The organism is Acidovorax sp. GW823-FHT01C06 (genome assembly GCF_058798375.1).
Genome location: NZ_JBXAKN010000001.1, coordinates 908,061 through 934,185 on the forward strand (window position 1 = coordinate 908,061; position 26,125 = coordinate 934,185).

Annotated in this window: 23 protein-coding genes; 18 read left to right on the forward strand and 5 right to left on the reverse strand. The window is 67.6% G+C overall.

The window, feature by feature from the left end:
• Positions 1-368 (forward strand): hypothetical protein (locus tag AC1RCS_RS04105; protein ID WP_492244369.1); only part of this gene is annotated, 368 nt, incomplete at its 5' end.
• A 131-nt stretch (positions 369-499) separates the two neighbouring features.
• Here AC1RCS_RS04105 and AC1RCS_RS04110 read toward each other — a convergent pair.
• Positions 500-1,345 (reverse strand): MurR/RpiR family transcriptional regulator, encoded by an 846-nt coding sequence (locus AC1RCS_RS04110; protein WP_218293328.1) that lies wholly within the window; start codon positions 1,343-1,345, stop codon positions 500-502.
• A gap of 286 nt (positions 1,346-1,631) precedes the next feature.
• Between AC1RCS_RS04110 and AC1RCS_RS04115 the strand changes: the two genes are divergently transcribed.
• From AC1RCS_RS04115 to tal, 4 genes are read left to right on the forward strand one after another with little or no spacing between them, the layout of a single operon-like run.
• Positions 1,632-2,660: an ABC transporter substrate-binding protein gene (locus AC1RCS_RS04115; protein WP_218293329.1), complete on the forward strand. Its 1,029-nt coding sequence runs from the start codon at positions 1,632-1,634 to the stop codon at positions 2,658-2,660.
• 3 nt (positions 2,661-2,663) lie between these two features.
• Positions 2,664-4,922 carry an ABC transporter permease gene (locus AC1RCS_RS04120; protein WP_218293330.1) on the forward strand — a complete coding sequence of 753 codons (2,259 nt, stop codon included), beginning with the start codon at positions 2,664-2,666 and terminating at the stop codon, positions 4,920-4,922.
• A gap of 24 nt (positions 4,923-4,946) precedes the next feature.
• On the forward strand, positions 4,947-6,029 hold the full coding sequence (locus tag AC1RCS_RS04125; RefSeq protein ID WP_218293331.1) for an ABC transporter ATP-binding protein: 1,083 nt from the start codon (positions 4,947-4,949) through the stop codon (positions 6,027-6,029).
• Positions 6,030-6,036: 7 nt separating this feature from the next.
• A complete protein-coding gene (gene tal, locus AC1RCS_RS04130) occupies positions 6,037-6,987 on the forward strand; it encodes a transaldolase (protein WP_492244370.1) in 951 nt (316 codons plus the stop codon).
• Between the two features lie 179 nt (positions 6,988-7,166).
• Here the strand turns inward: tal and AC1RCS_RS04135 are convergent, their stop codons facing one another.
• Together AC1RCS_RS04135 and AC1RCS_RS04140 are read right to left on the reverse strand one after the other, a co-directional pair.
• Positions 7,167-8,561: a sensor histidine kinase gene (locus AC1RCS_RS04135; RefSeq protein WP_492244371.1), complete on the reverse strand. Its 1,395-nt coding sequence runs from the start codon at positions 8,559-8,561 to the stop codon at positions 7,167-7,169.
• 150 nt (positions 8,562-8,711) lie between these two features.
• Positions 8,712-9,425 carry a response regulator transcription factor gene (locus AC1RCS_RS04140; protein ID WP_369641446.1) on the reverse strand — a complete coding sequence of 238 codons (714 nt, stop codon included), beginning with the start codon at positions 9,423-9,425 and terminating at the stop codon, positions 8,712-8,714.
• A 239-nt stretch (positions 9,426-9,664) separates the two neighbouring features.
• Between AC1RCS_RS04140 and AC1RCS_RS04145 the strand changes: the two genes are divergently transcribed.
• The 7 genes from AC1RCS_RS04145 (at position 9,665) to gloA2 (ending at position 16,819) form a co-directional block, all read left to right on the forward strand.
• Positions 9,665-10,915 carry an ABC transporter substrate-binding protein gene (locus tag AC1RCS_RS04145; protein ID WP_218293335.1) on the forward strand — a complete coding sequence of 417 codons (1,251 nt, stop codon included), beginning with the start codon at positions 9,665-9,667 and terminating at the stop codon, positions 10,913-10,915.
• Positions 10,916-10,939: 24 nt separating this feature from the next.
• Positions 10,940-12,127 (forward strand): carbohydrate porin, encoded by a 1,188-nt coding sequence (locus AC1RCS_RS04150; RefSeq protein ID WP_255591227.1) that lies wholly within the window; start codon positions 10,940-10,942, stop codon positions 12,125-12,127.
• A gap of 275 nt (positions 12,128-12,402) precedes the next feature.
• Positions 12,403-13,284 (forward strand): carbohydrate ABC transporter permease, encoded by an 882-nt coding sequence (locus tag AC1RCS_RS04155; RefSeq protein WP_492244372.1) that lies wholly within the window; start codon positions 12,403-12,405, stop codon positions 13,282-13,284.
• Positions 13,274-14,143, forward strand: a complete 870-nt coding sequence (locus AC1RCS_RS04160) for a carbohydrate ABC transporter permease (protein ID WP_218340419.1) — start codon at positions 13,274-13,276, stop codon at positions 14,141-14,143. Before AC1RCS_RS04155 ends, AC1RCS_RS04160 begins: the two co-directional genes overlap by 11 nt.
• 17 nt (positions 14,144-14,160) lie before the next feature.
• Positions 14,161-15,228 carry an ABC transporter ATP-binding protein gene (locus tag AC1RCS_RS04165; RefSeq protein ID WP_492244373.1) on the forward strand — a complete coding sequence of 356 codons (1,068 nt, stop codon included), beginning with the start codon at positions 14,161-14,163 and terminating at the stop codon, positions 15,226-15,228.
• 200 nt (positions 15,229-15,428) lie between these two features.
• The gene (gene glk / locus AC1RCS_RS04170; RefSeq protein ID WP_492244374.1) at positions 15,429-16,406 is read left to right on the forward strand and encodes a glucokinase; all 978 of its coding nucleotides are present in this window, start codon (positions 15,429-15,431) and stop codon (positions 16,404-16,406) included.
• Positions 16,403-16,819: an SMU1112c/YaeR family gloxylase I-like metalloprotein gene (gloA2, locus tag AC1RCS_RS04175; RefSeq protein WP_492244375.1), complete on the forward strand. Its 417-nt coding sequence runs from the start codon at positions 16,403-16,405 to the stop codon at positions 16,817-16,819. Before glk ends, gloA2 begins: the two co-directional genes overlap by 4 nt.
• Before the next feature lie 54 nt (positions 16,820-16,873).
• Here the strand turns inward: gloA2 and zwf are convergent, their stop codons facing one another.
• The gene (gene zwf, locus AC1RCS_RS04180; RefSeq protein WP_218293341.1) at positions 16,874-18,328 is read right to left on the reverse strand and encodes a glucose-6-phosphate dehydrogenase; all 1,455 of its coding nucleotides are present in this window, start codon (positions 18,326-18,328) and stop codon (positions 16,874-16,876) included.
• 187 nt (positions 18,329-18,515) lie between these two features.
• Between zwf and pgi the strand changes: the two genes are divergently transcribed.
• The 3 genes from pgi (at position 18,516) to AC1RCS_RS04195 (ending at position 21,840) form a co-directional block, all read left to right on the forward strand.
• Positions 18,516-20,081: a glucose-6-phosphate isomerase gene (pgi, locus tag AC1RCS_RS04185; protein WP_492244376.1), complete on the forward strand. Its 1,566-nt coding sequence runs from the start codon at positions 18,516-18,518 to the stop codon at positions 20,079-20,081.
• A gap of 68 nt (positions 20,082-20,149) precedes the next feature.
• Positions 20,150-21,379, forward strand: a complete 1,230-nt coding sequence (locus AC1RCS_RS04190; RefSeq protein WP_492244377.1) for an AGE family epimerase/isomerase — start codon at positions 20,150-20,152, stop codon at positions 21,377-21,379.
• Between the two features lie 110 nt (positions 21,380-21,489).
• Entirely contained in the window at positions 21,490-21,840 is a 351-nt protein-coding gene (locus tag AC1RCS_RS04195; protein WP_492244378.1) for a hypothetical protein, read from the forward strand.
• Between the two features lie 87 nt (positions 21,841-21,927).
• On the opposite strand, the gene AC1RCS_RS04200 is transcribed toward AC1RCS_RS04195, so the two are convergent.
• Positions 21,928-22,833 carry an SMP-30/gluconolactonase/LRE family protein gene (locus tag AC1RCS_RS04200; protein WP_492244379.1) on the reverse strand — a complete coding sequence of 302 codons (906 nt, stop codon included), beginning with the start codon at positions 22,831-22,833 and terminating at the stop codon, positions 21,928-21,930.
• A 99-nt stretch (positions 22,834-22,932) separates the two neighbouring features.
• Here AC1RCS_RS04200 and edd point away from each other — a divergent pair, with 99 nt between their 5' ends.
• From edd to AC1RCS_RS04215, 3 genes are all read left to right on the forward strand, one after another.
• Entirely contained in the window at positions 22,933-24,702 is a 1,770-nt protein-coding gene (gene edd / locus AC1RCS_RS04205; RefSeq protein ID WP_492244380.1) for a phosphogluconate dehydratase, read from the forward strand.
• A gap of 173 nt (positions 24,703-24,875) precedes the next feature.
• Positions 24,876-25,505 carry a bifunctional 4-hydroxy-2-oxoglutarate aldolase/2-dehydro-3-deoxy-phosphogluconate aldolase gene (eda, locus tag AC1RCS_RS04210; protein WP_218293347.1) on the forward strand — a complete coding sequence of 210 codons (630 nt, stop codon included), beginning with the start codon at positions 24,876-24,878 and terminating at the stop codon, positions 25,503-25,505.
• Between the two features lie 219 nt (positions 25,506-25,724).
• Positions 25,725-26,024: a DUF805 domain-containing protein gene (locus tag AC1RCS_RS04215; RefSeq protein ID WP_218293348.1), complete on the forward strand. Its 300-nt coding sequence runs from the start codon at positions 25,725-25,727 to the stop codon at positions 26,022-26,024.
• The last annotated feature ends 101 nt before the right edge of the window (positions 26,025-26,125 follow it).

The following is a 26,125-nucleotide window of genomic DNA, read 5'->3' on the forward strand; positions in this document are numbered from 1 at the left end:
ACGCCTTCTGCGGCGACGGCATACGCAACGGCGCCGAGGTCTGCGACGACGGCAACAACGTGACGGAGACCAGCTGCCCGGACGGCACCGCCACCTGCATGAGGTGCAACGCCACCTGCACGGCGACGCTGAGCCTCACGGGCGCCTTCTGCGGCGACGGCATACGCAACGGCGCCGAGGTCTGCGACGACGGCAACAACGTGACGGAGACCAGCTGCCCCTATGGCAGCGCTTCCTGCATGGCCTGCAACGCCTCCTGCACGGCGCCGTTGAGCCTGACGGGCGGGTACTGTGGTGACGGGGTCGTCAACGGCGGGGAGGTCTGTGATGGCACTCCGGGCTGTTCGGCCATGTGCACGCCGCTGTAGCGGCAGCCATCCGGGCACCGGCCGGTACAGAGGGTGTGCCGTCGGCGCGGCCGGGCCGGCGGTGGCCGGCGGTTCTGGGCACGCAGGGGCCGATGTCCCGAGGGTGGCGGATCCTGCGGGCGGCAGGGCGCCTACGCGTAGCGCTTGGCGCGGAGGTTTTCCTTCATCTGCTGCAGGATGGGCTGCAGCGAGCTGCCGATGCGCAGCGCCACGCAGGTCGCCAGCACGTCGATGATCAGCAGGTGCATAAGGCGCGACACCATCGGGCTGTAGCGGTCGTAACCCTCGGGGTGGTCGGCGGCCAGGTGGATCTGGCAGGTGCTGGCCAGGGGCGAGCCGCTGGCCGTGATGACGATGGTGGTCGCGCCGTTCCTGCGCGCGATGTCCGCCGCGTCCATCAGGTCGCGCGTGCGGCCCGAGTTGGAGATGATCACCGCGCAGTCGCCCGGGCCCAGCAAGGTGGCGCTCATCACCTGCATGTGGCCGTCGCTGCTGGCGATGGAGGTAACGCCCAGGCGAAAGAATTTGTGCTGGGCGTCCTGCGCAACGATGCCCGAATTGCCCACGCCGTAGAACTCGATGCGCTTGCCCGTCTTCCAGGTCGCGGCAATCGCCTCGGCCGCGCGTTCGATGGCCACGGTGCTGGCCGCGTTGCGGTACTGCAGGAAGGCGGCCACCGCGTTGTCGACGACCTTCACCAGCACGTCGCCCGTCTTGTCATCCGCATCCACGCTGCGGTGGATGAAGGGCACGCCCTCGCTCACGCTGCCCGCGAGCTTGAGCTTGAAATCGGCCAGCCCGTCATAGCCCATGCTGCGGCAAAAGCGCACCACCGTGGGCTTGCTCACGTGGGCGCGCTCGGCCAGCTCGCGCACGGGCAGCCGTGCGAACGCGCGGGGGTCGGTGAGCACCAGCTTGGCCACCCGCTGTTCGGCGGGGGCTAGCGAGGGCAGGGAGGCGGTGATGCGGTCGAGCATGTCGGTGAAGGCGTGTCAGTGGCGCCGGCAGCCGGGCGGGCCAAGGCGGCGCATCGACGGGGAGCAAGACAGGGCGGGCATGGGCGGGCTCGTGGTCGGCGCCGCCGCCGGGGATGGCGGTGTCGCATGTTCGCCTAATGTAACTTGGTTCCAAACGCCACGGGGAGGGGGCTGGCCCTGCCTTTCATCCTGCTTGCACCATGCCTGCGGGGTTCCCCCCTGACCCGGCCAGGGCCGCAGCAATAGCATCCTTGCATCACGTAATCCCGATACCTAGGAGCCTTTCATGCGCAAACCTCTGCTGAAGAACCTGCTGGCCGGAGCGGCCCTTGCGACCGCGGCCTGCGGCAGCTGGGCCCAGGGCCAGGTCAACATCATCTGTTCGGTGCAGGCCGAGTGGTGCAACCTGATGTCCACGGTGTACGCCAAGACCACCGGCACCAAGGTCAACATGACGGCCAAGGGATCGGGCGAGGCGCTGGCCCAGCTCAATGCCGAGAAGGCCAACCCCAAGACCGACATCTGGTTCGGCGGCACGGGCGACCCGCACCTGCAGGCGGCCGAGCAGGGTCTCACGCTCGAATACAAATCGCCGCAGCTCGCCCAGCTCTACCCCTGGGCGCAGAAGCAGGCCACCGATTCCAAATACCGTACCGTGGGCGTGTACCTGGGCCCGCTGGGCTTTGGCTACAACAAGGAGTTGCTGGCCAAGCGCAAGCTCAACCCGCCGCAGTCGTGGGCCGACCTGCTCAAGCCCGAGTTCAAGGGCGAGGTGCAGATGGCCAACCCGGCCTCCAGCGGCACGGCCTACACCATGATCGCCACGCTGGTGCAGATCATGGGCGAGGAAAAGGCGTTCGAGTACCTCAAGGCCCTGCACCCCAACGTGAGCACCTACACGCGCTCGGGCACTGCGCCGGTCAAGGCCGCGGCGCGGGGCGAGACCACGGTCTCCATCAGCTTCGTGCACGACGTGACCACCGAGGCGGTCAACGGCTTTCCCGTCGGGTCCATCACGCCCTCGGAAGGGACGGGCGCCGAGGTGGGCTCGATGAGCATCGTCAAGAACGGCCCGAACACCGATGCGGCCAAGAAGTTCTACGAATGGGCGCTCACGCCCGGGGGGCAGCAGTTCGGCCTGGCGGCCAAGCAGTTCCAGCTGCCCAGCAACACGCAGGTGCCCAAGGACCCGCGCATGACCGACCCGGCCAAGATGAAGCTCATCAACTACGACTACGCCAAGTACGGCGCGAGCGCCGAGCGCCGCCGCCTGATCGCGCGCTGGGAAAAAGACGTGCAGAACGCTGCGCGCTGAGGGATGGTGGTGTCGGCAGCAGCCGCGGCGGCGCACGCAACTTTTCGAACCTCAGCGCGAAGCGCCTCGGTCAACCGGCCCCTGTGGGTCTGGTGGGTCGTGGGCGTGCTGGGCTATCTGGCATTTCCCTGGTATGCGCAGCAGGATGCCAACGGCCTGCTCGCGGTGGGACAGGTCTTCAGCAGCGAACAGGCGGCCAACGGGCTGATGCAGGCGGCGTTGTTCGGCCGGTCGTGGCTCTGGCTGGGCCTGGTCGGCTTGGCCGTGGCCGGGCTGGGCGCCTGCCTTCCCGCCGGCCGCACCCAGGGTGCGGTGCTGGCCGCAGGGGGCGCTCTGGGGTTGCTGGCGCTGCTGGCGAGCGGCTTCACCATCGGTGCGCGCGGCTGGGCGTTTGAATGGATGAACACCACCCTGGGCGAGCTGGGCGCGCGCCAGCCCGGCATGGGCTGGGGCGGGTTCGTGGTGCTCTCTGCGCTGCTGGTGCTGCTGGCATTTGGCGTCGCGCGGCGTGGATTCTTCAAGGGCGACCTGTTCGTGGCGGCGGCCGTGCTCACCTGCGGCAGCCTGCTGGCGCTGTTCATCGTGTTCCCCGTGCTCAAGGCGCTGTCGGCCGCGTTTTTCCTCGAAGACGGCCCGTTCTCGCTGGCCGTGGTGTGGGAGCGCATCGCGCACGAACGCAACTTCGGCCTGTCGTGCCTGGCCGGTGGCCAGCGCTGCGGCGTGGCCTGGAACACGCTGTTCCTGGGGCTGATGACAGCCACCAGCACCACGCTCCTGGGCAGCTTCATGGCGCTGATGGCCGAGCGCGCCTCGCGCCGCTATGCGCGGCCGCTGAACATCGTGGCGCTGCTGCCCATCATCACGCCGCCGTTCGTGGTGGGGCTGGGCCTCATCCTGCTGTTCGGCCGCGCCGGGGTGTTCAACCAGTTTCTCGAATACGCGTTCGGCATCACCCCGTCGCGCTGGTTCTATGGCTGGCTCGGCGTGTGGGTGGCGCAGACTTTTGCCTTCACGCCCATCGCCTTCATGATCATGCGCGGCGTGGTGCAGGGCGTGGCGCCCAGCCTGGAGGAGGCCGCGCAGACCCTGCGCGCCAGCCCGCACCGCACCTTCATGACCGTGACCCTGCCGCTGCTCAAGCCCGGCCTGGCCAACGCATTCCTGGTGGGCTTCATCGAAAGCATGGCCGACTTCGGCAACCCCATCGTGGTGGGCGGGCAGTTCTCGGTGCTCTCCACCGAGATCTTCTTCGCCATCGTGGGCGCGCAGTACGACCAGGGGCGTGCGGCGTCGCTGGCCTGGATCCTCACGTTCTTCGCGCTCACCGTGTTCGCCATCCAGCGCGGCCTGCTGGGCAAGCAGAACTTCACCACCGTGTCGGGCAAGGGCGACGCGGGCATCGCCATGCCGCTGCCCGCCGGCGTGCGCCGCGTGGTGCATTCCATCGCGCTGCCGTGGATGGCCTTCACGCTCATCGTCTACCTGTTCGCGCTGGCCGGCGGCTTCGTGCAGACCTGGGGGCGCGACTACACCATCACGCTGGCGCACTTTCGCACCGCGTTCAGCGTGGAGTGGGGCCAGTTCGGCGTGGTGTGGGCGGGCACGGCGTGGAACTCCTTCTTCACCACCGTCAAGCTCGCGGCCATCTCGGCGCCGCTCACGGCCACGCTGGGCATCGGCATCGCCTGGCTGCTGGCGCGCACCGAGTTCCGGGGGCAGGGCGCGTTCGAGTTCGCGGCGCTGCTGGCCTTCGCCATCCCGGGCACGGTGCTGGGCGTGAGCTACATCCTGGCGTTCAACGTGCCGCCGTTCGAGCTCACGGGCACGGCGCTCATCATCGTGCTGTGCTTCATGTTCCGCAACCTGCCGGTGGGCGTGCGGGCGGGCACGGCGGCCTTCAAGCAGCTGGACCGCTCGCTGGACGAGGCCTCCGTCATGCTGCGCGCGGGCAGCGTGCAGACGCTGCGCCACGTGGTGCTGCCGCTGCTCAAGCCCGCGCTGGTCGCGGCGCTGGTGTACAGCTTCGTGCGCGCCATCACCACGGTGAGCGCGGTGATCTTCCTGGTCACGGCCGAAAACGAGCTGGCCACCACCTACATCATCGGCCGCGTGGGCAATGGCGACTATGGCGTGGCACTCGCGTACTGCACGGTGCTCATCCTGCTCATGTCCGCCTCCATCGGCCTGATCCAACTGCTCGTCGGCGAGCGCAAGCTGGGCCGCCGGGGCGCTGCACGCACGGCACCCGCCGCCGCGCACTGACACCTTTCAAAAAGAAGATACGCCATGAACAACAGCGATGCGGGCATCGTGTTCCGCAACATCACCAAACGCTACGGCAGCGACCCGTCCGCGGGCCTGGCGGTCAAAGGCATCAGCTTTGAGGTGCCGCGCGGCACGCTCACCACCATCCTGGGGCCCTCGGGCTGCGGCAAGACCACCACCTTGCGCATGATCGCGGGGCTGGAGTCGCCCACCGCGGGCGAGATCCTCATCGGCGGCAAGGACGTGACCACGCTCGGCCCCGCGCAGCGCAATGTGAGCATGATGTTCCAGAGCTATGCGCTATTCCCGCACATGAACGTGGCCGAGAACGTGATGTACGGCCTGCGCATGTCGGGGTTCTCCAAGGACGTGGCCCGCGCCAAGGCCGTGGAGGCCCTGCGTGGCGTGGGCCTGGTGGGCTATGACGACCGCCTGCCCAGCGAGCTGTCGGGTGGCCAGCAGCAGCGCGTGGCCCTGGCGCGCGCGCTGGTGCTGGAGCCCGAGGTGCTGCTGTTCGACGAACCCCTGTCCAACCTGGACGCCCGTCTGCGCCGCGAGATGCGCGAGGAAATCCGCGCGCTGCAGCAGCGCCTGTCGCTCACGGTGGCGTATGTCACCCACGACCAGGCCGAGGCCATGGCCGTGAGCGACCAGATCATCGTGATGAACCAGGGGCTGATTGCGCAGAAGGGCTCGCCGCGCGCGCTGTACGAAACGCCGCACAGCGAATTCGTGGCGGGCTTCATGGGCGAGGCGATGTTGTTCCCGGCTACTGCGCAAGCCGATGGCTCGGTCTTGCTCGGGCCGCTGGCGCTGCGCCCGCGCATGGCGGTGCACGGCGGTTCGGTGAAGGTGGCGGTGCGCCCCGAGGCCTGGCGCATCCACCGCCAGGGCGATGGCCTGTTGCCGGCGCGGCTCGCCAAGTCGGCCTACCTGGGGGCAGTGCACGAATACACCTTCGAGACGGCGCTGGGCGGCATCTTCGTGGTGTCGTCCGACCTCGACGACGTGCTCGCCGTGGGCGAGGACGTGTTGCTGAGCCTGGGCACCCACGGCGTATCGGTGGTTGGTAGTACCGATGGCGCCCTGGCCAATGCGGAATAATGACACCATGACGAACCAACTCGACGCCCTCAAACAGTTCACCACCGTGGTTGCCGACACCGGCGACTTCAAGCAACTGGCGCAGTTCCAGCCCCAGGATGCGACCACCAACCCCTCGCTGATCCTGAAGGCCGTGCAAAAGCCGGAGTACGCACCGCTGCTACAGGACACCGTGGCGCAGTTCCGGGGCCGCCCGATGCATGAAATCATCGACCGCCTGCTGGTGCGCTTCGGCCGCGAGATCCTGGCCACGATTCCGGGCCGCGTCTCCACCGAGGTGGATGCGCGCCTGAGCTTCGACACCAGCGCCACCGTCGCGCGCGCCGAGCGCATCATCGAGCTGTACCAGGCCGAAGGCATCCACATCGACCGGGTGCTCATCAAGATCGCCTCGACCTGGGAAGGCATCCAGGCCGCCGAGCAGCTCGAGCGCAAGGGCATCCATACCAACCTCACGCTGCTGTTCTCGTTCGCCCAGGCCGTGGCCTGCGGCCAGGCCAAGGTGCAGCTGATCTCGCCGTTCGTGGGCCGCATCTACGACTGGTACAAGAAGCAGGCCGGCGCCAGCTGGGACGAGGCCGCGCGTGCGGGGGCCAACGACCCGGGCGTGCAGTCGGTCACGCAGATCTACAACCACTACAAGCGCTTCGGCATCGCCACCGAGGTGATGGGCGCGAGCTTTCGCAACGTGGGCCAGATCACGGCGCTGGCGGGTTGCGACCTGCTCACCATCGCGCCCGACCTGCTGGCCCAGCTGGCGGCCAGCGATGCGCCGCTGCAGCGCGCGCTCGATGCGGACGCGGCGAAGGGGCTGGACCTGCCCGCGGTGAACTATGACGAGGCGGGGTTCCGGTTTGCGCTCAATGAAGATGCCATGGCGACGGAGAAACTGGCGGAAGGCATCCGGGCGTTTGCGGCGGATGCGGTGAAGCTGGAGAAGCTGATCCTGGCGGCTTGAGGTCAAAATTTTTAGTGCTTTAGGCGGCTGGCGCTTGTGTAGCAAGCGCCAGCCGCTATTGTTTTTATAGCTCTGTGGTTTCCATCGCCCGAATGGCAAGCACGAGAACCAGCCGCTATTAAAACAATAGCTGTTGGCGCTTATTCAGCAAGCGCCAGGCCCCCAAAACACCAAAAACCTCACCCCGCGGGCAGCCGCATTCCCACCCGCAACCCCCTCGGCACCACCCCCTCGGCCACCGTCCGGCCCCCATGCCGCAGCGCGATCTCCTCCACGATCGACAGCCCCAGCCCGCACCCGCCCGCCTTGTCCGACCCCCGCCAGAACCGCGCGAACAGATCGCCCAGGTGCTCGGCCGGCACGCCGGGCCCGTCGTCCTCCACCACCAGCAGGGCCCAGCGCCCGGGCTCCTCGCGGCCCACGCGCACCGTCACGGTGGCGCCTTCGCCCGCGTAGTGCAGCGCGTTGTCGATGAGGTTGTTGAGCGCCTCGCGCAGCAGCAGCGGGTGGCCCTGCACCGCCAGCTGGTCGTCGCCCTCATAGCCCAGATCCATGCCCTGCGCCAGGGCGCGGGCCGCCCATTCGCGGGCCACCTCGCGCGCGAGCGCCGCCAGGTCGATGGACCGCATCTCCACGCTCGATTCCGAGCGCGCCAGCTGCAGCAGCTGGTGCACCAGGTGGGCGCTGCGCTGCGCGGCCGACAGCACCTTGTGCAGCCGCTCCTGCACCGCGGGCTCATGGCTCTCGTGCAGCGCCAGCTCGGTCTGGCCGATGAGCCCCGCCAGCGGCGTGCGCAGCTGGTGCGCGGCATCGTTGAGGAAGCGCTTTTCCTTTTGCTGTCCGCGAGCCACGGTCTCCAGCAGCCGGTTGATGGTGCTGGCCAGCGAATGCACCTCCTGGGGGGCCGAGGTCAGCTCGATGGGCGGCAGGGGCGTGGTGCCCGCCTGGGGCCGGGCGCCGGCCTGCTCGATCTGGGCCTCCAGGCGCTTGAGCGGCTGCAGGCCGCGCAGCACGCCCGCGTAGACCACCGCGCTCAGCGCCAGCCCCATCAGCCCCATCGGGAACACCATCTGCTCCAGCAGCTCCTGCGCGATGCGTTCGCGCACCGTGAGGCTCTGGGCCACCTGCACGCGCAGGGTCTGCCGCGTCTGGGGCGTGCCGTAGTCCACGTCGAGCAGCGCCACGCGCACGGGGCGGTCGTCCACCCGCGCGTGGTAGAGGTACGGATCGCCCACGCGCACCTCCACCGGCGGCGGCGCGGGCAGTTGGGCATTGCCCAGCAGGAAGCGGCCGGGCGGGGACGACACCATGTAGGTGATGCGGTCGGCCGGGTCCTGCTCCAGGATGTCCTGCGCGGCCTTGGGGAAATCCACCAGCAGCCCGTCGCCAATGGGCTTGATCTGCCGCGCCAGCGCGCGCACCGACTGGGTCAGCGTCTGGTCGATGCCCTTTTCGCCGTTCTGCAGCGCGATGCGCCACGCCAGGAAACCGCCCGACAGCCACAGCACGAGCTGGGGCAGCAGCAGCCACAGCAGCAGCTTGCGCTGCAGGGAGACCCCCGGGACCTGCCGCATGTCAGTGGTGGCCCAGTGCAGGCCGTATGAAACCGGCGCGGCCGATGCCAGGGCCGCCGCGCAAGGGCCGCCCCGCCGCGCTGGCGGCGTCCCCCTTCCCACGCGCAGCGCGAGAGAAGGGGGAAGGCGCGCAGCGCCACAGGGGGTTGTTCATGGTTTCGCCAGCATGTAGCCCAGGCCCCGGATGTTGCGGATGTTCAGCGGCGATGGGTCGAGCTTCTTGCGCAGCCGGTGCACGTAGACCTCCAGCGCATTGGAGTTCAGCGGCGCGGCGGTCTGCCCGGGCTCGGGCGGGCTGGCGCGCCAGGCGGCCAGCACGTCGTCGCGCGTGACCACCTCGCCGCAGCGGTTCACGAGCAGCTCCAGCAGCTCCCATTCGCGCTGGGTGAGGTCCAGCGGCTCGCCGTCGAGGGCCGCGCTGTGGCTGGCGTGGTCCAGCGCCAGGGGGCCGATGGTGGTGCCGGGGGTCCCGGCGCTGCTCGCCTGGGTGAACGCCGGTTGCCGCGCGCGGCGCAGCATGGCCTGCAGGCGGGCCTGCAGCTCCTGCATGTTGAAGGGTTTGGTGATGTAGTCGTCGGCCCCGGCGTTGAGGCCCAGCACGCGGTCCTCCACGCCGTCGCGCGCGGTGAGAATCAGCACCGGCAGGCCGGCGATGTGGGTGCGCGCCCAGGTCAGCAGCTCCATGCCGTCGGCGCCCGGCAGGCCCAGGTCCAGGATGATGCCGTCCACCGCCTGCGCCTGCAAAAGGGCGGTGGCCTCGGCCACGCTCGACGCCGTGCAGACGCCGAACTCCAGCTGCTGCAGCTGCCCGGTCAGCGCGTCCAGCAACAGGGCATCATCTTCGACTATCAGTATCGTGGCCATGGGATTGAGCATAACAAAGCGGCTTGCCCGGCCGCGCCGGTCCGCCTGCCCGGGGTGGCGCGGGGGCGGGGCCTGCGCGCCGCACGTAATCCGGTAACAGGGTGGAGCCCTGGCGGAGAAAGCACACCCCGGGAAAGTCCTGATATGTTCATTAATTATTGTAATTAAAGTACCGACTGCGCTGAACGGCACCGGTCTGCTGCGCACCAAACGGATTCAAACATCGAGGAGACAAGGGTATGTGGAAGATGACAAAGATCGCCGCAGTGGCGGTGGGCCTGGCGGCAGCGATGTCGGCCAGCGCGGGGGAGGTCGAGGTCCTGCACTACTGGACTTCGGGCGGCGAGGCCAAGTCGGTGGCCGAGCTCAAGAAGATCATGCAGGCCAAGGGCCACACCTGGCGTGATTTCGCCGTGGCCGGCGGCGGCGGCGACAGCGCCATGACCGTGCTCAAGAGCCGCGTGATCTCGGGCAACCCGCCTTCGGCCGCGCAGACCAAGGGCCCGGCCATCCAGGAATGGGCCTCCGAAGGCGTGCTGGCCAACATGGACGCCCTGGCCAAGGCCGAGAAGTGGGACGAGCTGCTGCCCAAGGTGGTCGCCGATGTCATGAAGTACAAGGGCGCCTACGTGGCGGCCCCCGTCAACGTGCACCGGGTCAACTGGATGTGGGGCAGCTCCGAGGCCCTGAAGAAGGCCGGCGTGGCCGCCATGCCCAAGACCTGGGACGAGTTCTTCGCCGCCGCCGACAAGCTCAAGGCCGCGGGCCTGGTGCCCGTGGCCCACGGGGGCCAGAACTGGCAGGATTTCACCACCTTCGAATCGGTGGTGCTGGGCGTCGGCGGCCCCAAGTTCTACCAGGACGCCCTGGTGAAGCTTGATGACAAGGCCATCAACAGCGACACCATGAAGAAGTCGCTGGAAACCTTCCGCCGCATCAAGTCGTACACCGACCCCGGCGCACCCGGCCGCGACTGGAATCTGGCCACGGCCATGCTGATCCAGGGCAAGGCGGGCTTCCAGCTCATGGGTGACTGGGCCAAGGGCGAGTTCCTGGCGGCCAACAAGGCGCCGGGCAAGGACTTCCTGTGCGCCGCGGCGCCGGGCACGACCACGTCGTTCACCTTCAACGTGGACTCGTTCATCCTGTTCAAGCTCAAGGATGCCGCTGCCCAGAAGGCGCAGAGCGACCTGGCCAGTTCCATCATGAGCCCCGAATTCCAGGAGGTGTTCAACCTGAACAAGGGTTCCATCCCGGTGCGCGCCGGCCAGAAGATGGACAAGTTCGACGACTGCGCCAAGGCCTCGGCCAAGGACTTCGCCGACACCGCCAAGAGCGGCAGCCTGCTGCCCAGCGTGGCCCATGGCATGGCGATCGCGCCCGCCACGGAAGGCGCCATCAAGGACGTGGTCAGCCAGTTCTGGAATGACGACAAGGTGAGCGTCGCCGACGCCATGAAGAAGATCGCGACCGCCGCGAAGACCAAATAAACCACCACCACTGAGGGAATCAACATGATGAAAAGAAACCGCCTCACGGCGGTGGCTTTGGCCGCCGCATGCGCGATGAATGGAGCCATGGCACTGGAAGTTGCCGGCTTCGAGATGAACGGTTACTCGCGGGGTGGCCCCGTGTTCAACCACTCCGACGGCGTCAAGGGCAACCTGTCGCTCGGCGGCGAGCTGCAGAAGTTCCGCCTGGGCAACGAGGGCGACAACGGCATCGAAGTCAACTTCGCGCGCGGCTTCGAGACCAACGGCATCAAGTGGAAGGTGAACTACATGCCCGCCAAGTGGGGCAGCGGCGACATCAGCACCGAGCAGGCCTACGTGGAAATGAGCGGCTTCTCGTTCTCGCCCGAGGCCAAGTTCTGGGCCGGCCAGCGCCGCCTGCGGATCCAGGACGTGCACATCGTCGACTACTTCCTGCTCAACTACGGCGACAACATCGGCGCCGGCGTGACCGACGTGCCGATCGGCGGCATGAAGCTGGGTGTGGGCGTGTTCACCGGCGACAAGTTCGACGGCAACCTGCCCAACAACGTCAAGGCGCACCGCATCAACGCCGACCTGTCGGAAATCAACACCAACCCCGGCGGCAAGCTGCGCGTGCTGCTGACGGCCGTGGGCGGCAAGGGCCAGGCCAATGGCGGCTCGGGCTCGGGCGTCTCGCTGATGCACACGCAAAAGGAATTCCTGCTGCCCAGCATCAGCAATACCCTGTACCTGCAGACCTCGCGGGGCCATGCCCGCATCGACGGGGAGTTCGAGGCCATCGACGGCAGCCGGCCCGGCCGGCGCTCCACGCGCATCGCTGACTCCATCAACTGGCAAAGCGGCCCCTTCGGCGGCCAGGCGCTCATTGGCTACCAGACCAACAAGGCCGACCTGACCGGCGTGGAGACCAAGGACTTCTCGCTGGGCGGCCGTGGTTCGTACGCGTTCACGCAGAACTTCAAGATGCTGGCCGAGCTGTCCACCACCACGCGCAAGGGCACGGGCCCCGACCAGCGCCTGTCCAAGGTCACGCTGGCGGGTGCCCTGGCCCTGTCGGAAGATTTCTGGTCGCGCCCCGAGCTGCGCCTGTATGTGACCAAGGCCAACTGGAACCAGGCCGCCGCCGTGGCCAATGCGGCCACCTTCGGTGCCAACGGCAAGACTTCGCGCACGCTGGTGGGTGTGCAGTACGAGGTCTGGTGGTAAGTGATTCCACTTCGGGCCGCAGGGAGGCGCGGCGCGGGGCTTGGCCCGGCGCGGCGGCCCCTGTGGCCCGGACATGGAATGGTGAAGTGAGTTAGCGAGTTAGTCAGAGGTGACTTTGTTCTTTGGGGGGCACTCTGTGCGTGCCCCCCTTTTTTTCATATGCAGGCACATGCCAGAAATTTTTTCGCAGCCATGAAAAATGACCCCCACGCTCCGCCGCCGCGCGGGTCGCTGCCCCCGAGGGGGATGTTTCTTCACCATGGGGTGGACCGGCGATGACCAAGAATACGTTCGAGACATGGTTGCCCAAGCTGGTCGTGACACCGGCTTTTGTTCTGGGTTTTGCGTTCATCTACGGCCTGATGCTGTGGAACGGCGTATTGAGCCTGACTGTTTCGCGCATGCTGCCCAACTACGAGTGGGCGGGCCTGGCGCAGTACGAGCGCCTGTGGGAGATGGACCGCTGGTGGGTGGCCTTGAAGAACCTGGGCATCTTCGGCGTGGGCTACGTGGGCGGGTCCCTGGCCATCGGCGTGGTGCTGGCCGTGCTGCTGGACCAGAAAATCCGTGCCGAAGGCGCGCTGCGCACGATCTACCTGTACCCGATGGCGCTGTCCTTCGTGGTCACGGGCACGGCCTGGAAGTGGCTGCTGAACCCGGGCCTGGGCATCGAAAAAATGGTGCGCGACTGGGGCTTCCCGAACTTTGAATTCGGCTGGCTGGTGGACACCGAGATGGCCATCTACTGCGTGGTGATCGCCGGCATCTGGCAGAGCGCGGGCTTTGCGATGGCGCTGTTCCTCGCGGGCCTGCGCGGCATCGACGACAGCATCATCAAGGCCGCGCAGGTCGATGGCGCATCGCTGCCGCGCATCTACTGGCGCATCGTGCTGCCCGCGCTGCGGCCGGTGTTCTTCTCCACGCTCATGGTGCTGTCGCACCTGGCGATCAAGAGCTTCGACCTGGTGATGGCACTCACGGCCGGTGGCCCCGGCTTTGCCACCGACGTGCCCGCAACGTTCATGTACACCATGTCGTTCTCGCGCGGCCAGATCGGCCTGGGCGCGGCCAGCGCGACCATGATGCTGGCCACCGTGGCGGCGCTGGTCATTCCTTATCTCTACAGCGAACTGCGGACCAAGCCCCATGACCGCTAAGCCTTCTGTATTTCCTTCCGTGGGCCGCCTGCTGGTCTACGCGGTGCTGGCCCTGGCCACCGCCTTTTTCCTGCTGCCGCTGTACGCGATGCTGGTCACGTCTTTCAAGGACGCCGAGGAAATCCGCAGCACGTCGCTGCTGGCCTTGCCCGCCGCGCTGAACTGGTCGGCCTGGGGCACCGCGTGGTCCAGCGCCTGCACCGGCGTGGACTGCAACGGCCTGCGCCCGTTTTTCCTGAACTCGGTGGCCATGGCCGTGCCGGCGGTGCTGATCTCCACCGTGTGGGGCGCGCTCAACGGCTATGTGCTCAGCCTGTGGAAGTTCCGGGGCAGCGATGCGCTGTTCGGCATGCTGCTGTTCGGCGTGTTCATGCCCTTCCAGGTGGTGCTGCTGCCGATGAGCCAGGTGCTCGGCTGGCTGGGCCTGTCGAGCTCCATCACGGGCCTGGTGCTGGTGCACTGCCTGGCGGGCCTGGCCGGCACCACGCTGTTCTTTCGCAACTACTACGCGGCCATTCCGAAAGAGCTGGTGAACGCCGCGCGCATGGACGGCGCGAGCTTCTTCCAGATCTTCTGGCGCATCGTGCTGCCGCTGTCCACGCCCATCATCATGGTCACGCTGATCTGGCAGTTCACCAACATCTGGAACGACTTCCTGTTCGGCGTGGTGTTCTCGGGCACCGACTCCAAGCCGGTGACCGTGGGCCTGAACAACCTGGCCAACACCAGCTCCAGCGTGAAGGCCTACAACGTGGACATGGCGGCCGCCATCATCGCGGGCCTGCCCACGATGGTGATCTATGTGCTGGCCGGTAAGTTTTTTGTGCGCGGGCTCACTGCCGGCGCCGTCAAAGGTTAAGAAGGTAAGTAGAGATCATGGCGTCATCACTCGACATCGCAGGCATCAACAAGCGTTTTGGCAAGGGCGACAAGAGCGTGGAGGTGCTGCGCAAGGTGGACATCCACGTCGCGCCAGGCGAGTTCCTCATCCTGGTCGGCCCCTCGGGCTGCGGAAAGTCCACGCTGCTGAACATCATTGCGGGCCTGGACGAGCCCACCGAAGGCGAGATCCGCATCGCCGGCAAGAACGTGGTGGGCATGCCCCCGCGCGACCGCGACATCGCCATGGTGTTCCAGAGCTACGCGCTGTACCCCACGCTCTCCGTGGCCGACAACATCGGTTTTGCGCTGGAGATGCGCAAGATGCCCAAGGCCGAGCGCCAAAAGCGCATCGACGAAGTCGCGGCCATGCTGCAGATCAGCCACCTGCTGGACCGCCGCCCCAGCCAGCTCTCGGGCGGCCAGCGCCAGCGCGTGGCCATGGGCCGGGCGCTGGCGCGCCAGCCGCAGCTCTTTTTGTTCGACGAGCCTTTGTCCAACCTGGATGCCAAGCTGCGCGTGGAGATGCGCGCCGAGATCAAGCGCCTGCACCAGGCCAGCGGCATCACCAGCGTGTACGTGACGCACGACCAGGTCGAAGCCATGACGCTGGGGTCGCGCATCGCGGTGATGAAGGGCGGCGTCGTGCAGCAGCTGGGCACGCCCGACGAGATCTACAACCGCCCGGCCAACACCTATGTGGCGACCTTCATCGGCTCGCCCACCATGAACCTGCTGCGCGGTGGCGCGCAGGCCGGCGGGCAGTTTGGCATCGTGGGCGCTGCGCTGGACCTGGCACCGCCCGCGGGCGCCGCGGAGATGCTGCTGGGCGTGCGCCCCGAGCACCTGCAGCTGCAGGACGGTGCGCCCTGGCGCGGGCAGGTGAGCGTGGTGGAGCCCACGGGCCCCGACACCTATGTGATGGTGGACACCGCCGCAGGCAGCGTCACGCTGCGCACCGACGCACAGACCCGCGTGCAGCCGGGCGACCAGGTGGGCCTGACGGTGGCACCGGCCAACGCCCACTGGTTCGATGCGAAGTCCGAAGAGCGATTGACGGGCTGAGAAGGACGAGCCTCCCGCCGCTGGGTCGCCGCAAGAAGGGGCTTTGGTCTTTGCCTGAAGAGGTAATTCAGGTAAAAAGAGGCTCCAGCGCTTGTCCATAAAGCGCGAATAGCTATATAAATAATAGCATTCATGATCCACGGGCCGCCGTCTGCCGCAGGGCAGCGGGGCGTGTGACCTTTGGTCTCCATCTTTTTCCTATGCACCCTCAGCGCCTTCTCGCCGACATCGGCGGCACCAACATCCGGCTGGCCTGGCAGAACGAGCCGGGCGGTCCCTTGAACGACACGCGGGTGCTGCCCTGCGCGCAGTTCCCCACCGTGGATGCCGCGCTGGCGGCCTACCTGAAGGAAGTGGGCGTGCCCGCGCCGCGCGAGGCGGCGTTCGGCATCGCCAACCCCGTCACGGGCGACGCGATCCGCATGACCAACCACAGCTGGAGCTTTTCGCAGCGCGCGGTGCGCGAGGCGTTTGGTTTCGAGCGGCTGGTGGTCATCAATGACTTCACCGCACTGGCACTGGCGCTGCCCCTGCTCACGCCCGACCTGCTGCGCCCCGTGGGCGGCGGCGAGGCGGTGCCGGGCGCCGCGATAGCGCTGCTGGGCCCGGGCACGGGCCTGGGTGTGTCGGGGCTGGTGTTCCCGCCCGGCTCCAGCAACGGCGTGCCCTTGTCGGGGGAGGGCGGGCATGTGTCGCTGGCGGCGCAGACGCAGCGCGAATTCGATGTGCTGGCCATCCTGCAGGAGCGCTACGGCCATGTGTCGGCCGAGCGCGCCGTGTCGGGCGCGGGGCTGGTGGACCTGTACCACGCGCTGCGCCGCCTCGCGCAGCGGGGTGGCAAGGAGGTCAGCTCGGCCGCCCAGGTGACCGAGCTGGCACTGCAGTCCCACGACGCGCTGGCGCTGGAGGCGCTGGATCTTTTCTGCAGCTTTCTGGGCAGCGTGGCGGGCAACCTGGCACTCACCCTGGGGGCACGCGGGGGCGTCTTCATCGGCGGGGGCATGGTGCCGCGCCTGGGCGCCTGGTTCGACAAATCCTCCTTCCGCGCGCGGTTCGAGGCCAAGGGGCGGTTTCAGCCGTACCTCGCGTCGATACCCTGCTGGGTCATCGATCCGAGCGCCACGCCCGCGCTGCATGGCGCGTCGCGCGCGCTGGACATCGCGGGCTCCGGAGGATGAGCGGCCCCGCCTTGCAGGTCAGCGGTGTGCACCATGTGGCCATCATCGCCAGCGACTACGCACGCTCGCGCCGCTTCTACACCGAGGTGCTGGGCCTGCCGGTGGTGAACGAGGTGTTCCGTGCCGAGCGCGAGTCGTACAAGCTGGACCTGCAATTGCCCGATGGTTCGCAGGTGGAGCTTTTTTCCTTTCCGAACCCGCCGGCCCGCCCGTCGTATCCCGAGGCCTGCGGCCTGCGCCACCTGGCCTTGCGCGTGGCGGATATGGACGCCAGCCTGGCGGCATTGGCCGCGCATGGCGTGGCGGCAGAGCCGGTGCGCATCGATCCGTTCACGGGCGCGTCGTTTACTTTCTTCGCCGATCCGGACGGTCTGCCGATCGAGCTGGTGGGGCCGGGGCCCGTCAGGCGCTAGACCGCCGGGGCCGGGAGCAAGAAAGGCCCCGCAGGGCCTTTCTTTTCCATGGCATCACATCTCTTCGCTCCAGCAATGCCCGTCGCGCGCGATCATGGCGCTGGCGGCGCTCGGGCCCCAGCTGCCCGGTGCGTACGGCCGCGGGCCCGCGGGGTCGTTCTTCCAGTGCTGCAGGATGGGCTCCACCCAGCGCCAGGCTTCTTCCTGTTCGTCGCTGCGCACGAACAGGTTCAGCCGCCCGGCGATCACGTCCAGCAGCAGGCGCTCGTACGCGCCCACGCGCTCGGTGCCGAAGCGCTGGTCGAAGTCCAGGTTCAGCGCCACCTGCGACAGCGCGGGTTCGGTCTGGTGCTGGGCCGCGCCCTGGGCCAGCAGGTGCAGCTCCAGGCCGTCCCTGGGCTGCAGGTTGATCACCAGCCGGTTCACCGCGCCCGAAGGCATCTTGAAGATGGGGTGCGGCACGGGGCGGAAGTTGACGACGATGTGCGCATCGCGCCCCGCCAGGCGCTTGCCGGTGCGGATGTAGAACGGCACGCCGGCCCAGCGCCAGTTGCTGATCTCGGTGCGCAGCGCCACGAAGGTCTCGGTGGTGCTGTCGCTGGCCACGCCTTTTTCCTGCAGGTAGCCCGGCACGTTGTGCCCGTGGGTCTTGCCCGCGGCGTACTGGCCGCGGATCACGTGCTGGCCAATGGTCTCCATGCTCCAGGGCTTGAGCGACTGCAGCACCTTGAGCTTCTCGTCGCGGATCGCATTGGCGCTGGAGTTGATGGGCGGCTCCATGCCGATGGCGCACAGCAGCTGCAGCGCGTGGTTCTGCACCATGTCGCGCAGCGCGCCGGTCTGGTCGTAGAAGGCGCCGCGCGTTTCCACGCCCAGCTCCTCGGCGATGGTGATCTGGATGTTGGCGATGTTCTCGCGCCGCCACAGTGGCTCGAACAGCGCGTTGCCAAAGCGCATCGCAAACAGGTTCTGCACCGCGGGCTTGCCCAGGTAGTGGTCGATGCGAAAGACCTGCTCTTCCTTGAGCACGCGGCGCAGCGTGTCGTTGATGGCCTGGTTGGATTTGAGGTCGTGGCCCAGGGGCTTTTCCAGCACCACGCGGGTGGCGGGGCCGTTCAGGCCCACGGCGGCGATCTGTTCGCACACGTTGGTGAACAGGCTGGGTGCGGTGGCCACGTACATCACCACGGTATCGGCGGCGCGCTCGTGCAGCAAGGTGGCCAGGCGCGCGTAGTCCTGCGTTTGCGACAGGTCCATGCGCAGGTAGTGCAGCAGGGCGCCGAAGCGTTCGAACTCGTCCGGGGTGGGGCGCTTGGCCAGATCCACGCTGTCAAAGCGCGACTGGATCAGGCTGCGGTATTGTTCATGGCTCAGCTCGTCGCGCGCCACCGCAATGATGCGGCCTCCCTCGGGCAGCGTTCCGTGCCGGAACGCCTGGAACAACGCCGGCATGAGTTTGCGCCACGCCAGATCACCTGTTCCACCGAACAGGACAAGGTCAAAACTCATGGGGTCTCCATATCAGGGTGTTGTTGTGCGTCTGAGGCTGGAAATTGTAATCTCGTTACATTGGGTTGTGTAGCTGTAGAGGCTGTAAACGTTTTTTGACAGTTCGTGCGCAGAAAAGTATCAGAAAAATTGTGTAATCAAGTTACTATCTCGCCGGTTTTCACCTCCCCGATATCCTGAATCCACCATGCCCTCCCTCCGTTGCGACCAAACCCTAGAGTGGCCTCAGTTGCAGGCCGCGTTCACCGCAGATGGCAACCGTCTGGACCTGCGGGAGGCCTTTGCCAGCGATGCGCAGCGGTTTGGGCACTTCAGCCAGCACGCGCCCGAGGTGTTTGCGGATCTTTCCAAGAACCTGTGGGACGCCGCCACCGAGGCGCTGCTGCTGGACATGGCCCGTGCCTGTGGCCTGGAACAGCACCGCGACGCCATGTTCGGCGGCCAGCCCATCAACAGCACCGAAGGGCGCGCCGTGCTGCACACGCTGCTGCGCCGGCCCCGGGGCCTGGCGCTGCCCGGCGACGGGCCGGACATCGCGCAGAAGCTGGCCCAGGTGCACACCACGCTGGATGCCATGCTGGCCTATGCCGACACGGTGCGTGCGGATGGCGCCATCACCGATGTGGTGAACATCGGCATCGGCGGTTCGGACCTGGGCCCGCACATGGCCGTGCTGGCGCTGGAGCAGTGCCGCGCGCGGGGCAAGCGGCTGCACTTTGTCTCCAACGTGGACGGCCACGAACTGCACACGGTGCTGCAGTCGCTCAAGGCCGAGAACACGCTGTTCCTCATCGCCTCCAAGACCTTCACCACCGCAGAAACCATGACCAACGCGCGCTCGGCGCTGGCCTGGTTTGCGGCGCAAGGCGGTCAGAATGTGGGGCGCCACTTTGCGGCGCTCACCACCAATGTCGATGCCGCGAAGGCGCTGGGCATCACCACCACCTTCGGCTTCTGGGACTGGGTGGGCGGGCGCTATTCGCTGTGGTCGGCCATTGGCCTGCCCATCGCGATCGCGATTGGCTCGGCGGGCTTCCGCGATCTGCTCGCCGGAGCGCACGCCATGGACGAGCACTTTCGCACGGCGCCCCTGGCGCAGAACCTGCCGGTGCGCCTGGGCCTGCTGGACATCTGGTACCGCAACTTCCATGGCTTCACCAGCCGCTGTATCGCGCCCTACCACGCGGCATTGCGCCGCCTGCCGGCCTATCTGCAGCAGCTCGAGATGGAAAGCAACGGCAAGCGCGTGGGGCTGGACGGCCAGCCGCTGCCCTATGCCACGTCGCCCGTGCTGTGGGGCGAGCCGGGTACCAACGGCCAGCACGCGTTCTTCCAGATGCTGCACCAGGGCACCGACGTGCTGCCGCTGGAGCTCATCGCCGTGCGCCAGCCCACCCATCCCCTGGAAGGCCACCACGACAAGCTGCTGGCCAACGCCCTGGCGCAGGCCCAGGCGCTGATGGTGGGCAAGGACGGGGAGGACGGCCACCGCCACTTCCCGGGCAACCGGCCCAGCACCTTCCTGCTGCTGGATGCGCTCACCCCCGCGTCGCTGGGCGCGCTGATCGCGCTGCAGGAACACCGCGTGTTCGTGAGCGGCAGCCTGTGGGGCATCAACAGCTTCGACCAGTGGGGCGTGGAACTGGGCAAGGTGCTGGCCAAGGACATCGAGGCGCGCCTGGCCAGCGGCGATGCCGCAGGGCTCGACGGCTCCACCGCCGGCTTGCTCGCCCGGCTGCGCGCCGGCATTTGACAAAGACCGGTGGCGGCCGTCCTGCGGCGGCGCGACCACGGGCACTGGCGATTTTTCGAGGAGACACCATGACCGCACCCCGGCCGGATTTCCGGTCCGCCGACTTCCTGCGCGCGCACATCCGCCAGACCATGGCGTTCTACGAGCCCGTGGCCACCGACGCGAGCGGCGGCATGTACCACTTCTTCCTGGACGACGGCACGGTGTACGACACGCGCACCCGCCACCTGGTCAGCGCCACGCGTTTTGTGGTCACCCATGCCATGCTCTACCGCACCACGGGCGAGGCGCGCTATCAGAGCGGCATGGTGCACGCGCTGCAGTTTCTGCGCACTGCGTTCCTCGACCCCGCCACCGGCGGCTACGCCTGGCTCATCGACTGGCAGGGCGGCCGTGCCACGGTGCTGGATGGCACGCGGCATTGCTACGGCATGGCGTTCGTGATGCTGGCCTATGCACGGGCATTGGAGGCCGGAGTGCCCGAGGCACGCGGCTGGCTGGCCGATGCCTTCGACACCGCCGGGCAGCACTTCTGGCAGCCCGCGCAGGGCTTGTACGCCGATGAGGCGTCGCCCGACTGGGTGCTGGCGGACTACCGGGGCCAGAACGCCAACATGCACGCCTGTGAGGCCATGATCTCGGCTTTTCGCGCCACCGGCGAGCAGCGCTATATCCAGCGCGCCGAACAGCTCGCGCAGGGCATCTGCCAGCGCCAGGCCGCGTTGTCGGACCGCACCTCGGCCCCTGCTGCCGAGGGCTGGGTGTGGGAGCACTACCACGCCGACTGGTCGGTGGACTGGGACTACAACCGCCACGACCGCAGCAACATCTTCCGCCCCTGGGGCTACCAGATCGGCCACCAGACCGAATGGGCCAAGCTGCTGCTGCAACTGGACGCCCTGGCGCCGGCGGACTGGCATCTGCCCTGCGCGCGCTTCCTCTTCGACACAGCGCTGGAGAAGGGCTGGGATGCCGTGCACGGCGGCATCGTCTACGGCATGGCGCCCGACGGCAGCATCTGCGACGACGGCAAATACCACTGGGTGCAGGCCGAGAGCATGGCGGCTGCGGCGGTGCTGGCTGTGCGCACCGGCGACGAGCGCTATTGGGACTGGTACGACCGAATCTGGGCGTATTGCTGGGAGCACTTCGTGGACCACGAACACGGCGCGTGGTTTCGCGTCCTCGACGGTGCCAACCGCAACCACACGCGCGAGAAGAGCAACGCGGGGAAGGTGGACTATCACAACATGGGGGCGTGTTATGACGTGCTGGGGGCGATGAAAACGGGTGATTGAGCCGTGGGTGGGCTTCGTCGCCTCGGCTGGCACCGCACGCGGCTGCGGCGGCGCATGCATGGCGGGTCGGTTATGGTGCACAGGAACGATCCCGCCAAAAGGAGCAGTTCATGAACAGGTCGCTCGCCCGAATCCACTTCGGGCTGTCAATCTTCTACGGCATCGGCGCGGCGCTGCTTTGCGTCATTTACTTGGCCGGTGACAACGCGAGTGGAAGCGGGGTGTGGATTCTTGCGGGCATCTTCGGCACGCCTTTCGTGCTTCATTGCGCCGCATTGCGTGGTGTCCGCTCCGGCCATTTGTGGGGTCGGAATTTATCGCGAACTCTCGGAATCCTGCTGCTTTTTGCATTCCCCATCGGAACGGTTCTGGGTGTGCTGATCCTGATGCGGACGCGGCAGACGGACTGGGAGCAAGGATTGAAAAGTCGCGCTGGCCCCCGCCCGGTGCTCACCCGGTAAGTTCAGCCGCCGCGACGTCTACTGCGCTCAACTTTGAATGGGCGATGTGCCGCGAGGCCCCGCCCCTCGCGCCTTCGTCTGCCCGGTTCAGGCCTTGAAGCGGTTCACCGGAAGACCGGTCACCGTGACCCGTACGCTCAAGAGCGACCCCGCAGGAATCGCCGCCTCCTGTTCCTCCACCGGCCTTCCCGCCCGCGCCGACGTGATGTACAGCGTCCGCAAATCCGCCCCTCCAAAACACCCCATGGTCGGGCACTGCACTGGCACTTCAATGCGCTGCAGCACTTGCCCCGCTGGAGACAGCTGCAGCACACACGCCCCCTCGTACATCGCCACCCAGTAGTTGCCCTCCACATCCACCGCCGCGCCATCCGGCCGGCCGCCGTAGGGCTGGCCTTCCACCTTGCGGCCGAACTGCACCCAGGGCTGTCGGTTGGCGATGGCGCCCGTCGCCACATCGAAGTCAAACCGGTCGATGCGGTGCTCCGGGGTGTTGGACCAGTACAGATACCGGTTGTCGGGGCTGAACGCGAGGCCGTTGGCGGTGAAGTTGTCGCCCGCCATGTAGTGCACGCGGTAACCACCCTCGGCCACCTCCAGGCGCCAGAGCGCGGCGTCGGGGGCCGTGCGCGGGCTGATGACCGACCCCGCCCAGAACCGGCCCGCCGCATCGCAGCGACCATCGTTCAGGCGCAGCACGCGGGTGTCGTGGCGGGCGGGGGGCAGCAGGGCCAGCAGGGTGAACGCGCCGGTGGTGGTGTCCAGCAGGTAAAAGCCGTCCCGTAACCCGATTACTATTTTTTTGTCGGCGGCGGGCGCGCAGCAGCCGGGTTCGCTGGGGGTCTTCCATTGCCGGTGGCGGCCGTTCCCCGGGGTCCATGCGTGCACCGCCAGTCCCTGTATGTCACACCAATAGAGGCATTTTTCCTCGGGGTCCCAGAACGGCGATTCGCCCAGTTCGGAGGGCGCAAGGGGCAGGCACTGCAAGGTCATGGGTTGAAATGGGATGGTTATCGAGTTACATTCTAGGGCCTCAAACAGTGGCCTGCCCCGGAACAGGTGCCCAGGCCCAACCCACCGATGGAGCATCCCATGCATTCAGTCGTAGCGCGCGTGACGGCCCGCATCATCGAGCGCAGCAAGGACACCCGCGCCGCCTATCTGGCCGGCGTCGAGGCCATGATCCAGCGCAAGCCCGCGCAAGACCGCATGGGCTGCGCCAACCTGGCCCATGCCTACGCGGCCCTGCCCGGCGCCGAAAAATTCAAGGTCACCGTGGAGAAGGCGCCCAACATCGGCGTCGTCACGGCCTACAACGACATGCTGTCGGCCCACCAGCCGTACCAGAGTTACCCCGCCATCCTGCGTGACGAGGCCGCGCGCCACGGCGCCACCGCGCAGGTGGCGGGCGGCGTGCCCGCGATGTGCGACGGCGTGACGCAGGGCACGCCCGGCATGGAGTTGTCCCTGTTCTCCCGGGACGCCATTGCCATGGCCACTGCGGTAGCGCTGTCCCACGATGTGTTCGACGGCGTGCTTCTGCTGGGCGTGTGCGACAAGATCGTGCCCGGCTTGCTCATCGGCGCGCTGCATTACGGGCATCTGCCCTGCGTGTTCGTGCCCGCGGGCCCCATGGGCACGGGGCTGTCGAACAAGGACAAGTCGAAGGTGCGCGAGCAGTACGCGCAAGGGCTGGTGGGGCGCGACGAACTGCTCAAGGCCGAGTCCGCCGCGTACCACAGCCCTGGCACCTGCACTTTCTACGGCACGGCCAACAGCAACCAGATGCTGCTCGAGGCCATGGGCCTGCACGTGCCCGGCGCGGCCTTTGCACCGCCCGGCACCGAGGAGCGCGAAGCCTTCACGCGCCAGGCCGTGCGCACCGTGCTCGACATCGGCAAGCGCGGCCAGCGCTTCACGCCCATCGGGCGGATGGTGGACGAGCGCTGCATCGTCAATGCCATGGCGGCCTTGCTGGCCACGGGGGGCTCCACCAACCACCTGATCCACTGGGTGGCCATTGCGCGCAGCGCGGGCATCCTGATCGACTGGTCGGACTTTGACGAGCTGTCGTCCGCCGTGCCGCTGCTGGCCCGCGTGTACCCCAATGGCGATGCCGACGTGAACCAGTTCCAGGCCGCGGGCGGGCCCGCATGGATCCTGCGCGAACTGCTGCAAGGGGGCTTCATGCACCCGGGCGTGGGCAGTGTGAACGCGGGCGGCATCGCCGCGGGCGGGCAGGGCGCACCGGCGGTGTCGGGCGACGAGACCGTGCTGCGCCCGGTGTCCCATCCGTTTTCCCCCACGGGCGGCCTGCGCCTGCTGCAGGGGCGCCTGGGCCGCGCGGTGATCAAGGTCTCGGCCGTGCCCGAAGACCGCCACGTCATCGAGGCGCCCGCGCGCGTGTTCGATTCGCAGGAGGCCTTGCTGGCCGCGTTCAGCGCGGGCGAGGTGCAGCAGGACATGGTGGCCGTGGTGCGCTTTCAGGGCCCGCAGGCCAACGGCATGCCCGAGCTGCACAAGCTCACCCCGCCGCTGGCGGTGCTGCAGAACCAGGGCTTCAAGGTGGCGCTGGTGACGGACGGCCGCATGAGCGGCGCGTCGGGCAAGGTGCCCGCCGCCATCCACGTCACGCCCGAGGCGCTGGCCGGCGGCCCGCTGGCCAAGGTGCTGGATGGCGACATCGTGCGGGTGGATGCCGTGGCCGGCACGCTGGATGTGCTGGTCGATGAGGCCACCTGGGCCGCCCGCCCCCTGGCGCCCTACACCGCGCCCCCCGCCACCGGCTTCGGCCGCGAACTCTTCACCAACTTCCGCCGCCACGCGGGCGGTGCGGAACAAGGCGCCTGCACATGGCTGTAGCAGGATGCACCCCCTGAGTCGCTGCGCGCCTTCCTCCTCCCTCCCTGCGCGGGAGGGGGACGCACCCGGTGGCCTGGCAAAGCCCGTTCCACGGGTGCACTGGCATCGCGCCGCGCTAGTTTTGTAGGCCGCTTGCGGCATCCGACACCGAACACACCAAGGAGCACAAACCCATGAATCCTCTCGACATCGCCAGCCATGGCCCGGTCATTCCCGTCATCGTGATCGACCGCGTGGAAGACGCGCTGCCTCTGGCCGAGGCCTTGCTGGCCGGTGGCGTGAAGGTGCTGGAGGTGACGCTGCGCACCGCCGCCGGCCTGCCCGCCATCGCCGCCATCGCGCGCCAATTGCCCGAAGCGGTGGTGGGCGTGGGCACGGTGCTCAACGCCGACGATGCGCGGCGCGCCAGCGAGGCCGGGGCGCGTTTTGCCGTGAGCCCTGGCTACACGTCCGAGGTGGGCAGCGCCTGCAAGGGGCTCAACCTGCCACTGCTGCCGGGCGTGGCCACGTCCAGCGAGATCATGGCGGCCTTGGCGGACGGGTTTTCGTTCCTCAAGCTGTTCCCGGCGGAGGCCGCGGGCGGCATCCCGCTGCTCAAGTCCTGGGCCAGCCCGTTCGGCCAGGTGAGCTTCTGCCCCACGGGGGGCATCACCCAGGCCACCGCGTCCAACTACCTGGCGCTGCCCAACGTCCGCTGCGTGGGCGGCTCGTGGCTGACGCCCGCCGACGCCGTGCGTGCGGGCGACTGGGCGCGCATCACCCAGCTGGCGCGCGACACGCATGCGTTGCGCAAGGCCGCGTGAGCACCAGGATTCATGCTCAAATAGGCCGTCAGCGCTTATCCGGCAAGCGCTGCAAGCTATAAAAAAAGAAGCAAAATTTGCCCTGTGGCCCGGCTGCCAGGCGTGGGGCCGCCGATGGAGTGGTGGGACGTGTGGACTGGATGCCCTGTGCGCCCCTATCATGGCGCGGGGCTTGGCCCTGCCACAACGGCTTCACGTTTCAAAGAGAGGGAGTTCTGTATGGATTTTGTTTCGGCTGTCAAAAGCTGCCTGACGCAGTACGCGGGTTTCTCGGGTCGCGCCGTGCGCTCCGAGTTCTGGTGGTTCTTTCTGTTCCAGGTCGCGGTGATGGTGGTCGCCAGCTTCCTGGGCGACGTGATCTCCGGCATCGTCTCCCTCGCGCTGGTGCTGCCCGGGCTGGCCGTGGGCGCGCGCCGCCTGCATGACATTGGCCGCTCGGGCTGGTGGCAGTTGCTGACCCTGACCGGCATCGGTGTGCTGGTGCTGATCTACTGGTGGGTGCAGCCCAGCGAGGGCTGATCCCGCGCCAGGCAGGCCCGCGTGGCCTGCAACCCGCGAAGCCCGCTTGCCTTACGGCCGGCGGGCTTTTTTGTTGGGGCCGCGCTTGTGGGCACATGGGC

Bases quoted from the DNA above. Each gene is read 5' to 3' on its own strand.
- AC1RCS_RS04120 (WP_218293330.1), top strand. From the start codon at position 2,664: ATGGTGGTGTCGGCAGCAGCCGCGGCGGCGCACGCAACTTTTCGAACC.
- AC1RCS_RS04160 (WP_218340419.1), top strand. From the start codon at position 13,274: ATGACCGCTAAGCCTTCTGTATTTCCTTCCGTGGGCCGCCTGCTGGTC.
- zwf (WP_218293341.1), bottom strand. From the start codon at position 18,328: ATGAGTTTTGACCTTGTCCTGTTCGGTGGAACAGGTGATCTGGCGTGG.
- AC1RCS_RS04135 (WP_492244371.1), bottom strand. From the start codon at position 8,561: ATGCGGCAGGTCCCGGGGGTCTCCCTGCAGCGCAAGCTGCTGCTGTGG.
- eda (WP_218293347.1), top strand. From the start codon at position 24,876: ATGAATCCTCTCGACATCGCCAGCCATGGCCCGGTCATTCCCGTCATC.
- AC1RCS_RS04200 (WP_492244379.1), bottom strand. From the start codon at position 22,833: ATGACCTTGCAGTGCCTGCCCCTTGCGCCCTCCGAACTGGGCGAATCG.
- AC1RCS_RS04150 (WP_255591227.1), top strand. From the start codon at position 10,940: ATGATGAAAAGAAACCGCCTCACGGCGGTGGCTTTGGCCGCCGCATGC.
- AC1RCS_RS04110 (WP_218293328.1), bottom strand. From the start codon at position 1,345: ATGCTCGACCGCATCACCGCCTCCCTGCCCTCGCTAGCCCCCGCCGAA.
- AC1RCS_RS04125 (WP_218293331.1), top strand. From the start codon at position 4,947: ATGAACAACAGCGATGCGGGCATCGTGTTCCGCAACATCACCAAACGC.
- edd (WP_492244380.1), top strand. From the start codon at position 22,933: ATGCATTCAGTCGTAGCGCGCGTGACGGCCCGCATCATCGAGCGCAGC.
- AC1RCS_RS04195 (WP_492244378.1), top strand. From the start codon at position 21,490: ATGAACAGGTCGCTCGCCCGAATCCACTTCGGGCTGTCAATCTTCTAC.
- AC1RCS_RS04190 (WP_492244377.1), top strand. From the start codon at position 20,150: ATGACCGCACCCCGGCCGGATTTCCGGTCCGCCGACTTCCTGCGCGCG.
- glk (WP_492244374.1), top strand. From the start codon at position 15,429: ATGCACCCTCAGCGCCTTCTCGCCGACATCGGCGGCACCAACATCCGG.
- AC1RCS_RS04115 (WP_218293329.1), top strand. From the start codon at position 1,632: ATGCGCAAACCTCTGCTGAAGAACCTGCTGGCCGGAGCGGCCCTTGCG.
- gloA2 (WP_492244375.1), top strand. From the start codon at position 16,403: ATGAGCGGCCCCGCCTTGCAGGTCAGCGGTGTGCACCATGTGGCCATC.
- tal (WP_492244370.1), top strand. From the start codon at position 6,037: ATGACGAACCAACTCGACGCCCTCAAACAGTTCACCACCGTGGTTGCC.
- AC1RCS_RS04145 (WP_218293335.1), top strand. From the start codon at position 9,665: ATGTGGAAGATGACAAAGATCGCCGCAGTGGCGGTGGGCCTGGCGGCA.
- AC1RCS_RS04215 (WP_218293348.1), top strand. From the start codon at position 25,725: ATGGATTTTGTTTCGGCTGTCAAAAGCTGCCTGACGCAGTACGCGGGT.
- pgi (WP_492244376.1), top strand. From the start codon at position 18,516: ATGCCCTCCCTCCGTTGCGACCAAACCCTAGAGTGGCCTCAGTTGCAG.
- AC1RCS_RS04165 (WP_492244373.1), top strand. From the start codon at position 14,161: ATGGCGTCATCACTCGACATCGCAGGCATCAACAAGCGTTTTGGCAAG.
- AC1RCS_RS04155 (WP_492244372.1), top strand. From the start codon at position 12,403: ATGACCAAGAATACGTTCGAGACATGGTTGCCCAAGCTGGTCGTGACA.
- AC1RCS_RS04140 (WP_369641446.1), bottom strand. From the start codon at position 9,425: ATGGCCACGATACTGATAGTCGAAGATGATGCCCTGTTGCTGGACGCG.